The sequence below is a fragment of the Rahnella bonaserana genome, assembly GCF_019049675.1.
Classification (GTDB): Bacteria; Pseudomonadota; Gammaproteobacteria; order Enterobacterales; family Enterobacteriaceae; genus Rahnella; species Rahnella bonaserana.
Genome location: NZ_JAFMOW010000063.1, coordinates 67481 through 81966, shown reverse-complemented (window position 1 = coordinate 81966; position 14486 = coordinate 67481). Strand labels below are relative to the sequence as shown.

The following is a 14486-nucleotide window of genomic DNA, read 5'->3' as shown; positions in this document are numbered from 1 at the left end:
CTAAAGGGTAACTCAGGTCACCGGCGCCGGGTTAAATACCGCCAGCGCATTGTGGATACCCCAGGTGTCAGACCAGGTTTTCTTGCGCCCGCTGGCGATATCGAGAATGAAGTGGAACAGTTCCCAGCCTACATCCTCAATGGTCGCGTCACCCGTCGCAATGGTGCCGGCGTTGATGTCCATCAGATCGTGCCAGCGGTTTGCCAGCGTGGTGCGGGTCGCCATTTTAATTACCGGCACCGCCAGCAGGCCGTAAGGCGTACCGCGCCCGGTGGTAAATACCTGAACGGTAATACCGGAAGCCAGTTGCTGTGTGCCGCAGACAAAATCGCTGGCAGGCGTGGCCGCGTAAATCAGTCCTTTTTTAGTCGGACGTTGGCCGGGCGACAGCACTTCTGAAATCGCACTGGTGCCGGATTTCGCAATCGAGCCGAGCGCTTTTTCCACCACGTTAGCCAGACCGCCCTTTTTGTTGCCCGGAGACGGATTGGCGCTGCGGTCGGTTTGTCCCATCGACAGATAATCATCGTACCAGGCCATTTCTTCCAGCAGACGTTTACCCACTTCGACATCCGCAGCACGCGGCGTCAGCAAGTGGATGGCGTCGCGCACTTCAGTGACTTCCGAGAACATCACGGTCGCGCCGCAGCGCACCAGCAGGTCTGAGGCGTAACCGACCGCCGGGTTAGCCGTCACACCAGAGAAAGCATCGCTGCCGCCACATTGCGTGCCTACGACCAGATCAGACGCCGGACAGGTTTCGCGCTGACGGCGGTTCAGGCGCTCGAGATGGAATTGTGCGACGGTGAGGATATCGTCGACCATCGACTGGAAGCCGACATGCTGTTCATCCTGCAAACGGACGATATGCGTGTCGTCGAGGGAAATCGCCTGCACGTCCGGCGTACCTTCCAGCAATCTTTCCGGCTGCAACTTCTCGCAACCTAAACCGACGACCATCACTTCGCCGCCAAAGTTCGGGTTCAGCGCCAGATTGTGGATGGTACGGATAGGCACCACAGCTGCCGGCGCGTTAATCGCCACACCGCAGCCGTATAAATGATTCAGTGCGACAACGCCGTCAACATTGGGGAATTTCGGCAGTAAATCGCGCTCGATGATTTTGACCACATAATCCACCACACCCGCCACGCAGTGTACGCTGGTAGTAATACCGAGCAGGTTTTTGGTGCCTACGCTGCCGTCGGCGTTGCGGTAACCTTCAAAGGTATAACCTTCCAGCGGCGGTAATGCCGGGGGTACGCGGGTAGCCAGCGGCAGGCTGTTAAGCTCAGGGGCGACCGGCAGTTCCACCAGGGATTCGTCAATCCAGCCGCCCTGTGCGATATCACGCACTGCATAACCGATGACTTCACCATAACGAATAATATCGCCACCCTGGGCAATCGGTTCTAAAGCAACTTTATGGCCTTGCGGAATATGCTCAATTAATTCCAGACCATTTGAAAATCGGGTGCCGGCTTTTAAACCGTTATCGTTCACAATAATGGCAACGTTATCGCTTTCATGAACCTTAATGAAAAGTGCTTCGGTTGCATGTTCTTTATCTTTATTACGTGACATAACTGTCTCCGCGTTTATTAAACATCCCGGAACAAAAGGTGCCGGTTAATTCTCTGAAGTTGACGCTTAACGACGTTTCTCAAAAACATGCTCAGGCAATACAGGGTATGACGCTCATTATAGGGCAGACTTCCATGAACCTCATTGTGCAACTGACCAGCTTTTTACCGGTTTAACATCATTCTGTGGGGCAGGTGACAGAATAAATGTGATGCAAATCACCCTTTGATTTAAGCGGTTATCAGCGCGAGACAATCTGTGATTTTCCTCCCACACCGATGTGTGGATGCAAAAGAATAGTCACAATTATCTGCTATATTCTTGGGCGAATGCACAGTGTTATTTTGGGGCCTCTTTTTTATACTGTATTAGCCCTCTGAAGGTGACGTTTTAAGTAATACAGGTAAATTTCGTACAAAAATTAATAAAGGGTAATTCCCCATATTGTATAAAGCATGTCGTTTAAGACAAGTGTGCGGTGAATAACGCAGATAAATGACGGGCGTTATTTAAACGGTGGTGAATTCCCAAAAGAATTTTTCAATATTACAACGAAGGTCACCATGAATATTCAATCTCAGTCCCGGACAATCGCGCAAAGTAAGGTACGAACTCATATTCGTTACTACATTTTGCTGATTATCTTTTTAATTACGGCGGTGAACTATGCCGACCGTGCAACGCTTTCCATTGCAGGAACCGAAGTCGCGCGCGAGCTGGGCCTTGATGCAGCAGATATGGGGCAGATCTTTGCGGCATTCGGCTGGGCTTATCTGATTATGCAGTTGCCTGGCGGATGGTTGCTGGACAAGTTTGGGTCAAAGAAAGTCTACAGTTACAGCCTGTTTTTCTGGTCGCTGTTCACCTTATTACAAGGCTTTGTCGGTTGGTTCCCGCTGGCGTATGGCGCACTGACGCTGTTTATCCTGCGCTTTATGCTGGGTTTCTCCGAAGCGCCTTCCTTCCCGGCCAATGCCCGTATTGTGGCCGCCTGGTTCCCGACCACCGAGCGCGGCACCGCTTCTGCAATTTTTAACTCTGCACAGTATTTCTCACTGGCGCTGTTCTCTCCGTTACTCGGCTGGCTGACCTACGCCTGGGGCTGGGAACATGTGTTTATCGTCATGGGCGTGATTGGCTTTGTACTGACATTGGTATGGATCAAGTTCATCCATAACCCGCCGGAACATCCGAATATTTCCAAAAGCGAGCTGGAGTACCTGAAAGAGGGCGGCGCGGTGGTGGATATCGACCACAAGAAAACCGACAGTGCGAATAACGGTCCGAAATGGAGCTACGTTCGTCAGATGTTGAGCAGCCGCATGATGCTGGGGATCTTCTTCGGGCAGTATTTCATTAACAGTATTACGTGGTTCTTCCTGACCTGGTTCCCGATTTATCTGGTTCAGGAAAAGGGCATGTCTATTCTTAAAGTGGGGATGATTGCCGCAATTCCGGCGTTGTGCGGATTTGCAGGGGGTGTGCTGGGTGGCGTGTTCTCAGATTTCCTGATCAAGCGCGGCTTCTCGCTGACTGTGGCACGTAAAATTCCTATCGTGCTGGGCATGTTGTTAGCCACCAGCATCATTTTGTGTAACTACACCGACAACAACACACTGGTCGTCACCCTGATGGCGCTGGCGTTCTTCGGCAAAGGCTTTGGTGCGCTGGGCTGGCCGGTTATTGCCGATACCGCGCCGAAAGAAGTCATTGGCCTGTGCGGCGGCATCTTCAACGTGTTCGGAAACGTAGCCTCTATCGTGACGCCGCTGGTGATCGGCTACATGGTTAAAGGGCTGCACTCTTTCAACATGGCATTAATTTTTGTGGGCTGTTCAGCACTGATGGCGATGCTCTGCTATCTGCTGGTGGTCGGCGATATCAAACGTCTGGAACTTAAGAAACAGTAAATTTTGATGCGGGCACGCCGGGCTTTCCGGTTCTGCCCCTTTGATGAGGTCAGATATCAGATATGAGTAATCAAATGATTCCAAATCGCTTTCGCCAGGACTTGTTGCAAGGGAAAACGCTGATTGGTTGCTGGTCAGCCCTGTGCAGCCCGATCACTACCGAAGTGCTTGGCGTGGCGGGTTTTGACTGGCTGCTGCTGGATGGCGAACACGCGCCGAATGATGTCACCACATTTGTACCGCAACTGATGGCGCTGAAAGGCAGCCGCAGCGCGCCGGTGGTGCGTCCGCAATTTAATGATCCGGTGGTGATTAAGCGCCTGCTGGACATCGGTTTCTACAATTTCCTGATCCCGTTTGTGGAAACACAGGAACAGGCAGAACTGGCGGTTGCCTCAACACGTTATCCGCCAGCAGGCATCCGTGGCGTATCGGTTTCGCACCGCAGCAACATGTTCGGCACCGTGCCGGATTACTTCACCAGCATCAATGACAACATCGCGGTGATGGTGCAAATCGAAAGTCAGCAGGGCGTCGATAATCTTGATGCGATTGCCGCCGTTGACGGCATCGACGGGATTTTTGTGGGGCCAAGCGATCTGGCCGCAGGCATGGGGCATCTCGGCAACGCCGGACACCCTGACGTGCAGGCCGCTATCCGTCACATTTTCGCCCGTGCAAAAGCCCACGGCAAACCGTGCGGCATTCTGGCACCGGTAGAAGCGGATGCCCGTCGCTATCTGGAATGGGGCGCGACTTTCGTGGCAGTCGGCAGTGATTTAGGCGTTTTCCGCGCAGGGACTCAGGCGCTGTGCGATCGCTTTACCAAGTGATCCGCTCTCAAACATCAATATAAAGAGGATACCCGAATGAAAATTGGCTTTATTGGTTTAGGCATCATGGGCAAGCCTATGAGCAAAAACCTGCTGAAAGCAGGATATGAGCTGGTGGTTATGGATCGCAATCAGGATACCGTCGGCGAAATTGTGAAACTCGGCGCGACGGCGGCAGATACCCCAAAAGCCGTGGCTGCGGTTTCTGATGTCATTATCACTATGCTGCCAAACTCGCCGCAGGTGAAAGAAGTTGCGCTGGGCGAAAATGGTCTGATTGAAGGCGCGCGGCCGGGCACTATTTTCATCGACATGAGTTCTATCGCGCCGCTGGCAAGCCGCGAAATCAGTGAAGCGCTGGCCGCGAAGCAAATCGCCATGCTCGATGCGCCGGTTTCCGGCGGCGAACCGAAAGCCATCGACGGCACCATGTCTGTCATGGTCGGCGGCGACAAAGCGGTGTTCGATAAATGCTATGAAATCATGAAATCCATGGCGGGTTCCGTGGTGCATACCGGTGATATCGGTGCAGGCAACGTCACCAAACTGGCGAACCAGGTGATCGTGGCGCTGAATATTGCTGCCATGTCTGAAGCGCTGGTGCTGGCGACCAAAGCGGGTGTGGATCCTGATTTAGTTTTCCAGGCCATTCGTGGCGGCCTGGCAGGCAGCACCGTTCTGGAAGCGAAAGCGCCAATGGTGATGGATCGTAACTTCAAGCCGGGCTTCCGTATTGATCTGCACATCAAGGATTTAGCTAACGCACTGGACACCTCACACGGCGTTGGTGCGCAACTGCCTCTGACCTCGCTGGTCATGGAAATGATGCAGGCACTGAAAGCGGATGGTCACGGACAATCTGACCATAGCGCCATTGCACGCTATTATGAAACCTTAGCGAAGGTTGAAGTTACCCGTTAGTCTGCGGCGGCAACGTGGCCCTGAGTGGAAACTCGTTTCGCGTTGCCCTTCAGGCAGGATGCAAAACTGACAGGACGCTTTTCCCCATCGGCGCGTGCAGTTTATGAAGGTAATGACTTTATGAAAATAGTGATCGCACCGGATTCATACAAAGAAAGTTTGTCTGCTTTGGATGTGGCAAAAGCCATCGAAAGTGGTTTCCGTGAGATTTTCCCTGAGGCGGAGTACGTCAAGCTGCCGGTTGCCGATGGCGGCGAAGGCACCGTTGAGGCGATGGTGGCCGCCACCGGAGGCCGCGTCGTTAAAGTGAATGTCACCGGGCCGCTGGGAAAACCGATTGAGGCGTTCTTCGGGTTATCAGGTGATGAGAAAATCGCTTTCATCGAAATGGCGGCGGCCAGCGGGCTGGAAAGCGTTCCGCCAGCACAGCGTAATCCGCTGAAAACCACGTCCTATGGCACCGGGGAACTGATCCATTCCGCGCTGGACCATGGCGTAAAACACTGCATCATCGGCATTGGCGGCAGTGCCACCAATGACGGGGGCGCGGGCATGATGCAGGCGCTGGGCGCGAAGCTGCTGACCAGCGACGGCAAGCCGATTGGTCAGGGCGGCGGCGAGCTGGAAAAGCTGCATCACATTGATATCAGCGGGCTGGATCCGCGGATCAAAAAATGTCGCTTTGAAGTGGCGTGTGACGTGACCAATCCGCTGACCGGAAAAGACGGTGCGTCTGCTATCTTCGGTCCGCAAAAAGGTGCGACACCGGAGATGATCGAGCAGCTCGACGGCTATCTGCATCATTATGCGCAAGTGATCAAAAAGGATCTGGGCATTGATGTTGAACAGGTTCCCGGCGCAGGCGCTGCGGGCGGCATGGGCGCGGCACTTTACGGATTCTGCCATGCGGAATTACGTCAGGGGATTGAGATAGTCACCGATGCGCTGGGTCTGGATGAGCTGGTGAAAGACGCCACGCTGGTGATCACCGGTGAAGGGCGAATTGACAGCCAGAGCATCAACGGCAAAGTGCCAATTGGTGTGGCGCGGGTCGCCAAGCGTTATAACAAACCGGTCATTGGCATTGCGGGCAGTCTGACAAAAGATGTGGATGTGGTTTATGACCACGGGCTGGACGCCGTTTTCAGCGTGCTTTACAGCATTTGTACGCTGGATGATGCCCTGAAAAATGCCGCTGATAATCTGCGTAAATCCGCACGGAATATTGCCGCGACCATTAAGTTATCGCAAAAACTCTGACTGACAGCCGTCAGCGAAAAAAACCGGCGTTCAGGCCTTCCCTGCGCCGGTTTTTTGTATTTTATTTCCGCTGTTTTTACGATAGGTTTTAGAAACATCCGCCAGAGAGAAAACACGTATGTCAGAGATTGATTTTTCACAGCAGCCGGTAAACACCCTGACTAAAGGGCTGGGGCCGCTGAGTGCCGGTGCGCGCAAGGGCGATATCCGCGGGCAAGGCTGGAATATTCTTCGTGAAGACGTCAGCCTGCCGGTGGCGGTGCTGCTCGAAGAGAGAGTCGAACATAATCTTTCCTGGATGCGTGAATTTATTCAGCGCTATCAGCTGAAACTGGCACCGCACGGCAAAACCACCATGAGCCCTGAGCTGTATCAGATGCAGCTGGAGTTTGGCGCGTGGGGCATTACGCTGGCGACTGCGCCACAGGTTAATGCGGCATTCGCGCATGGCGTGCGCAAAGTGATTATGGCCAATCAGCTGGTCGGCAAAGGCAATATGGCGATGATCGCCGGGCTGATGCGTGAAGATCCGGCTTTCGATTTTACCTGCATTGTTGATTCGGCAGATAACGCCGAGGCACTCGGGCATTACTTTGCCAGTCAGCAACTGAAACTGCGCGTGATGTTTGAATACGGCATTGCGGGCGGGCGAACAGGCATCCGTACCGATGAACAGGAAGCCGACGTGCTGGCGGCGGTCAAACGCTGGCCGCAGTCGCTGGCGCTGGTCGGCGTCGAGCTTTACGAAGGTGTCAGTAGTGACGAGGCCGTGATCCGCGATTTTCTGCGCCACGTTATGACCCGTACGCAAGTGCTGGCACAGGCCGGAGAATTTGCCGAACCACAGGTCATTTTAACCGGCGCCGGTTCCGCCTGGTTCGATGTGGTGGCTGAAGAACTGACGCGCGAAGACACGCATCTTGATGCTGAAAAACGCTATACCCTCGATATCATCCTGCGTTCCGGTTGCTACGTGACGCACGATGTCGGCGCGTATCAGGCGGCGCTTGAGCGTATGCAAACCAGCAATCCGGTGGCCCGCGAGATGAACAGCAGTTTACAGCCCGCGTTGCAGGTCTGGGCGGCGGTGCAGTCGCTGCCGGAGCCGGGCAGGGCAATTATCGCTTTCGGTAAGCGTGATGCCGGTTATGACGCCGGGTACCCGAAAGCCGCCGGGCATTTCCGTCCGCGCAGCGCCACACAGGCGGGATACACCACGGTGGTGCCTGCGCCGGAAGACTGGAAAGTGTTCGCGATGATGGATCAGCACGCGTTTATGTCGATACCTGAAAACGCCGATCTGAAAGTGGGTGACATGCTGGTCTTTGATATCAGCCATCCGTGCCTGACGTTCGATAAATGGCGTCAGTTGCTGCTGGTCAACGAGCAGTGGGATGTGACCGGCGCGGTGACGACCTGGTTCTGACGATACAAAAACGCCCGGACGATGCCGGGCGTTATTCTTTTTACCGCAGGATGGCTTATTTCGGTAAATAGGCCAGCGCGGCGCGCTTCACATTGTCGATTTCATCAAGCAATTCAAACCATTCCGGTTCCAGTGTTTCCACGCTGACGCCCTGTCGCAGCTGTTGTTCGATGTAGAAACACAGCTGTTTAAGGCGCGGTACGCCGCTGTAACTGCAACTGCCGTGCAGTTTATGGATCAGCGCCAGAATATCGTTGTCCGGTTCGCCCCGGGTGACAGCTTCCACGCGTTCCGCCACCTGCGGCAGGAATTCCACCAGCATTTGCAGCAAGTCCTGCGCCAGCGCTACTTTATTGGCTGACTGACTTAATGCCAGCTGCCAGTCGAGTGTGCTGATCGGCGCCAGTTCTTCGCCGGACTGCAACGGAGAATCCAGTTGCGTCTGATGAGTCTGATGTCGTGACAGCACGTTTTTCAGCATACTTTCATCAATCGGTTTAGACAGATAATCGTCCATGCCCAGCTTCAGCAATTGCTCGCGTTCACCACTCAGCGAGTGCGCGGTGACCGCCACCACCGGCGTTTTGGCATGGCGGGCCATCTGATGAATGATTTCACTGGCGCGGATACCGTCGATATCCGGCATCTGAATATCCATCAGAATAATGTCGAGATCTGTGTGGCGCGCGACTTCAATCGCTTCTTCACCGCTATGACACAGCACGGTGGTTTCCACCAGTTCTTCCAGCAACGCGCCAATCAGTTTGAGGTTGGCCGGATTGTCATCCACCGCCATTGCCGTCAGCGGCAGGCGCGACGTTTTATTCTCATCACTGTTGATCACCCGCACCGACGCCTGCTGCTCTTTGAGCAATAACGGCAGTAAACGGATGCTCGACATGGGTTTAATCAGACAAGCCTCGACCCCGCGCCGTTTCAGCTCTTCGGCATCCACCTGGAACTGGCTTGGCAGTGCCAGTAACAGATGCTGTGTCATGCTGAACACCCTTTGCAGTTTGCCGTCGTAATCGGACAGCGCCATATCGGGGTTCACCGGAATGCTGCACAGCATAATGTCGTAATGGGTTTCCGGAAGCGCTGCAATTGTCGTGCGGTGCGTGACATCCAGCGGCGTGGCCTGCAGGATTTCCATCGTGGCTTTTGCCGCTGCCGGATTGGCCTCGACATACGCCAGACGTTTACCTTCAAGATGACTCATGGAAACCGGTGTGATGTGACGGTTTTCATTCAGTTCAAGGGTGACGTGGAACCAGAACGTTGAGCCGCGGTTGATCTGGCTGTAGAAACTGATATCACCGCCCATTTCTTTAACCAGCCGCTGGGTGATTACCAGCCCTAATCCGGTGCCGCCGTGACGGCGTGAAATGCTGGCATCTGCCTGACGGAAAGCCTGGAACAACTGCGACTGCTGACGCTCGGAAATCCCGATGCCGGTGTCGTGAATTTGCACTTCCAGTTCAACCTGTAAATTGTTCTGAGAACGCAATTCCACGTTGATATCAATATTGCCGGTTTCGGTGAACTTAATCGCATTTCCCAGCAAGTTAGTCACCACTTGCTGCATGCGCATCGGATCGCCCAGCACATTTTCCGGCACATTGTTGTGGACGTTCAGCGTCAGCTCCAGCCCTTTATCATGAGCGGTATGGGCCAGCAAAATCACCACTTCATCGAGCATTTCACGCAGCGAGAACGGAATGTGCTCCAGCACCAGTTTGCCGGCTTCGAGTTTTGAGAAATCCAGCACGTCATTAATGATAGTCAGCAGATGGTTAGCAGAACGCTCAATGGTTTGCAGATAATCCGCCTGCGTCGGCGACAGCGGGGTTTTCAGCGTCTGACGGGTAAAGCCAATCACGCCATTAAGCGGGGTACGCAGCTCGTGGGACATATTGGCCAGGAATTCGGATTTGATACGCGCCGCTTCCTGCGCCCGCTTTTTCGCCAGATCCAGCTCAACGTTCTGGATTTCCATCTGCTCGAGCGTTTCACGCAGATCTGACGTTGCCTGATCGATATTCTGCTGCACTTCTTCGTGATACGCCGTCAGCGACATCGCCATCGAGTTGATGCCGTTTTTCAGCATACTCAGTTCGCCCGGCATGTTGCCTTCCACACGGCTGTCGAGCTGTCCGCGCCGGATACGGTCAACGGTATTGACCATATTGCGGATAGGCCCGGTGACGTCGCGCATCAGGCGGTAGGCGAACAGCGTGGCGATCCCCAGACACAACAGCAGCAACATGGTGGAAACAAACGCTTCCTGATACTGCGCCAGTTTGACCGAACGTAAATCCAGCTCAATGGCGATGTAACCTAACTGGTGATCCGGCGAAGCGCTGAAAGATTCGTCATCGGCCTCTGTGTGGTTTTCGGCCTGAATGGGCGTGCGCAAAATCAGCACATCACCGGAGCGTTCCTTGGTGAGGTCGCGGGGAATATCCTCTGTACGTTTTACCTGCAGCGGACTGCCGTCGTGCTGAGATGTCGAACTGGCAAACAGTTTATTGTCGCCATCAAATACGCTGATGCTGCGCACAATATCCGAATGATTGCGGTGCAGACGACTGATCAGGCGCTTGACCGGTTCGCGTTCACGGAACGTCATGCCATATTCGCTCGCGACCGCCAGAGGCTCGATAATACTGGCTCCGGCTTCTGTCAGCTGATTCTGCAACTCGTTGTAGCGATGGACCACAAAGAAGGTGCTGAGCAGCAAACCGATCATTAAAGTCGGTGCCAGAATCAGGATCATCATCCTTGCGCGAAGGCTATATTTGGTCATGGGGTTCCAATGTGGGAGAATTAGCTCCAGCTAAGCTTAATAAACCAGCGTGTAATCGACAATAATGGCTCAATTCTACTCTCCGAACCGCCGCGTGACGACCCGGCAAACGATAACTGTGACCGCAACCGACCTTGATGCTTTCGGGCAGGGTGTCGCACGTCACAACGGCAAAGCCGTGTTTGTCAGTGGTTTACTGCCCGGTGAACAGGCAGAAGTCACTTTAACAGAAGATAAAAGTAAGTACGCCAAAGGGCGGCTGAAACGTTTGCTGACCACCAGCGCGGATCGTGTGAAACCGGTTTGTCCGCACTATTCGGTCTGCGGCGGTTGCCAGCAACAGCACGCCAGTGAGGCGCTGCAACAGAGCAGCAAATCGGCGTCACTGTTGCGCCTGATTGCACGCGAAACCGGAGTTCAGGCGGATCCTCAGCCGGTGATTGCCGGTCCGCAATACGGCTACCGCCGTCGCGCGCGTCTGGGATTGCAAATTGCGGGCGTTAAACCGGGGCGTAAAGCGGGAACGGCGAACGGTCCGCTGGTGATGGGGTTCCGTCAGGAAGGTTCAAACGATCTGGTTGCCATCACAAAATGCCCGGTTTTGCGTCCTGAACTGGAACAACTGCTGGTGCCGGTGCAGGAATGCCTGTCGTCGTTGTCGGCAGCAAAACGTCTCGGACATCTGGAACTGGTGCTGGCGGATAACGGTCCGCTGCTGGTGCTGCGCCACCTTGATCCGCTCAGTGAAGCCGATCGCGCGCGCCTGACCGCGTTTGCCGCGCAACATCAGCTGACGATTTTCCTGGCACCTGACAGCGATACGCTGGAGCGCTTATGCGGTGAAACGCCTTATTATCAGATTGATGGTCTGAATCTGAAATTTGGTCCGCGCGATTTTATTCAGGTGAATGACGCAGTTAACCAGCAAATGGTGGCGCAGGCCTTGCAATGGCTGGAACTGAAGCCTGAGGATCGTGTGCTGGATTTGTTCTGCGGGATGGGGAATTTCACTCTGCCACTGGCAAAAAGAGCTACGCAGGTTGTCGGCGTCGAAGGTGTTGCTACACTGGTGGCGAATGGGCAAGATAATGCCCGGAATAATGGATTAGAAAATGCCTCTTTCTTCCACGAAAATCTGGAAGATGATGTCAGTAAACAACCCTGGGCAGCGCAAGGCTTCAATAAAATCTTGCTGGATCCGGCCCGGGGCGGCGCTGCTGGCGTGATGGCGCATATCGTTAAGCTTGCCCCGGCGCGTGTGGTGTATGTGTCATGCAACCCCACAACATTGGCGCGGGACAGTAAAATTTTGTTGGAGGCGGGTTATCGTTTAGCTCAGGTGCGTATGTTGGATATGTTCCCGCACACCGGGCACCTTGAATCGATGGCTCTGTTTATCAACCCGTCTGACACAGGCGTTGTGTCAGAAACGTAGGGAGAGGGTATGGTTGCGGTAAGAAGTGCACATCTGAACACAGCTGGCGAGTTCGCGCTCGACGACTGGATCAACAGTTTAGGACTGTCCAGCCAGCAATCATGTGAGCGTTTAGCCGAAACCTGGCGCTACTGCGAGCAACAAACGCAGGGCCATCCTGACGCCTCGCTGCTGCTGTGGCGCGGCCTTGAGATGGTTGAAATCCTCTCGACCCTCAGCATGGATAACGACAGTATGCGCGCGGCGCTGCTGTTTCCGCTGGTTGATGACGGCATCATCGACGAAGACACCCTGACTCAACAGTTCGGTAAAGGCATCACCGATCTGGTGCACGGCGTGCGCGATATGGACGCCATCCGCCAGCTGAAAGCCACGCAAAACGACTCCATGGCTTCCGAGCAGGTGGACAACGTCCGCCGTATGCTGCTGGCGATGGTGGAAGATTTCCGCTGCGTGGTGCTGAAACTCGCCGAACGTATCGCGCACCTGCGCGAAGTAAAAGATGCGCCGGAAGAAGAGCGCGTTCTGGCGGCGAAAGAATGTACCAATATCTACGCGCCGCTGGCCAACCGTCTGGGTATCGGTCAGCTGAAATGGGAGCTGGAAGATTTCTGCTTCCGTTATCTGCATCCTGACGAATACAAACGCATCGCCAAACTGCTGCACGAACGTCGTATCGACCGTGAGCAGTACATCGACGATTTTGTCTCGACGGTTAAAAATGCGATGGCGGAAGAGGGCATCAAAGTTGATGTCTATGGCCGCCCGAAACATATCTACAGCATCTGGCGCAAGATGCAGAAAAAATCCCTGTCCTTCGACGAACTCTTCGACGTGCGCGCCGTGCGTATCGTGGTGGAACGTTTGCAGGATTGCTACGCCGCGTTAGGGATTGTGCATACCCATTTCCGCCATCTGCCGGATGAGTTTGACGATTACGTCGCCAACCCGAAACCGAACGGTTATCAGTCGATTCATACCGTCGTATTAGGCCCGCGCGGTAAAACGCTTGAAGTGCAGATCCGTACCCGCCAGATGCACGAAGATGCCGAACTGGGCGTCGCCGCGCACTGGAAATACAAAGAAGGCACTGCCGTGGCCGGTGGCCGCAGCGGTGGCTACGAAGGCCGCATTGCGTGGCTGCGTAAACTGATCGCGTGGCAGGAAGAAATGGCCGATTCGGGCGAAATGCTCGACGAAGTGCGCAGCCAGGTCTTCGACGATCGTGTTTACGTGTTTACGCCAAAAGGCGACGTTATCGATCTGCCAATGGGCTCCACGCCGCTCGACTTCGCGTACCACATCCACAGCGATGTCGGTCACCGGTGTATCGGGGCGAAAATCGGCGGGCGTATCGTGCCGTTTACCTATCAGTTGCAGATGGGCGATCAGATTGAAATCATCACCCAGAAGCATGCGAACCCAAGCCGCGACTGGCTGAACCCGAGCCTCGGTTACGTTACAACCAGCCGCGGGCGTTCGAAAATCCAAAACTGGTTCCGTAAACAGGATCGCGATAAGAACATTATTGCCGGTAAACAAATCCTCGACGACGAGCTGGACAGACTGGATATCAGCATCAAAGATGCCGAGAAACTGCTGCTGCCACGCTACAACGTCAACTCGCTGGATGAAGTGCTGGCCGCGATCGGCAACGGCGATATCCGTCTGAATCAGATGGTGAACTTCCTGCAATCTCAGCTGAAAAAGCCGAGTGCGGAAGAGATGGATAAAGAAGCGCTGCGCCAGCTGACGCAGAAAACTACGCCACCGCCGACGCGTTCCAAAGACAATGGCCGCGTCGTTGTCGAAGGTGTGGGGAATCTGATGCACCACATTGCGCGTTGCTGCCAGCCGATCCCGGGCGACGAAATCGTCGGTTACATCACGCAGGGACGCGGGATTTCAATCCACCGTGCCGACTGTGATCAGCTGGAAGATTTACGCTCGAATGCGCCGGAACGTGTGGTTGATGCCGTGTGGGGCGAAAGCTATTCCAGCGGTTATTCACTGGTAGTGCGTGTGGTGGCGAACGACCGCAGCGGCCTGCTGCGTGATATCACCACCATTCTGGCTAACGAGAAAGTGAACGTGCTCGGTGTGGCCAGCCGCAGTGATACACGTCAGCAATTGGCGACCATTGATATGGATATCGAAATCTATAACCCTCAGGTTCTGGGACGCGTGATCGCCAAACTGAACCAGTTGCCGGATGTGATTGAAGCCAAGCGACTTCACGGCAGCTGATCAAACTCTTATAAGGCCCGCCAGTCGGGCCTTTTCTTTTATGTTTTGACCCCTCTATTTTAAA

General features: G+C 54.4%; 8 protein-coding genes and 1 pseudogene. 7 read left to right on the top strand and 2 right to left on the bottom strand.

What is annotated here, in order from left to right; all coding sequences use genetic code 11:
• Positions 1-12 precede the first annotated feature (12 nt).
• Positions 13-1584 (bottom strand): galactarate dehydratase, encoded by a 1572-nt coding sequence (gene garD / locus J1778_RS13005; protein ID WP_217173530.1) that lies wholly within the window; start codon positions 1582-1584, stop codon positions 13-15.
• Between the two features lie 563 nt (positions 1585-2147).
• On the opposite strand from garD, the gene J1778_RS13000 reads away from it, so the two are divergent.
• From J1778_RS13000 to J1778_RS12980, 5 genes and pseudogenes are all read left to right on the top strand, one after another.
• Positions 2148-3494: an MFS transporter gene (locus tag J1778_RS13000; protein ID WP_217173529.1), complete on the top strand. Its 1347-nt coding sequence runs from the start codon at positions 2148-2150 to the stop codon at positions 3492-3494.
• A gap of 62 nt (positions 3495-3556) precedes the next feature.
• Positions 3557-4327 (top strand): 2-dehydro-3-deoxyglucarate aldolase, encoded by a 771-nt coding sequence (gene garL / locus J1778_RS12995; protein WP_217173528.1) that lies wholly within the window; start codon positions 3557-3559, stop codon positions 4325-4327.
• 27 nt (positions 4328-4354) lie between these two features.
• Positions 4355-5248, top strand: a pseudogene (garR, locus tag J1778_RS12990) (2-hydroxy-3-oxopropionate reductase); the annotation flags it as partial.
• 120 nt (positions 5249-5368) lie between these two features.
• Positions 5369-6508, top strand: a complete 1140-nt coding sequence (locus J1778_RS12985) for a glycerate kinase (protein WP_217173527.1) — start codon at positions 5369-5371, stop codon at positions 6506-6508.
• A gap of 118 nt (positions 6509-6626) precedes the next feature.
• Positions 6627-7934 carry an amino acid deaminase gene (locus tag J1778_RS12980; RefSeq protein ID WP_217173526.1) on the top strand — a complete coding sequence of 436 codons (1308 nt, stop codon included), beginning with the start codon at positions 6627-6629 and terminating at the stop codon, positions 7932-7934.
• 55 nt (positions 7935-7989) lie between these two features.
• Here the strand turns inward: J1778_RS12980 and barA are convergent, their stop codons facing one another.
• Complete coding sequence (gene barA / locus J1778_RS12975; protein ID WP_217173525.1) at positions 7990-10740, bottom strand: two-component sensor histidine kinase BarA; 2751 nt, start codon at positions 10738-10740, stop codon at positions 7990-7992.
• Positions 10741-10804: 64 nt separating this feature from the next.
• Here barA and rlmD point away from each other — a divergent pair, with 64 nt between their 5' ends.
• Together rlmD and relA are read left to right on the top strand one after the other, a co-directional pair.
• The gene (gene rlmD, locus J1778_RS12970; RefSeq protein WP_217173524.1) at positions 10805-12175 is read left to right on the top strand and encodes a 23S rRNA (uracil(1939)-C(5))-methyltransferase RlmD; all 1371 of its coding nucleotides are present in this window, start codon (positions 10805-10807) and stop codon (positions 12173-12175) included.
• Positions 12176-12184: 9 nt separating this feature from the next.
• Entirely contained in the window at positions 12185-14422 is a 2238-nt protein-coding gene (gene relA, locus J1778_RS12965; RefSeq protein ID WP_217173523.1) for a GTP diphosphokinase, read from the top strand.
• The last annotated feature ends 64 nt before the right edge of the window (positions 14423-14486 follow it).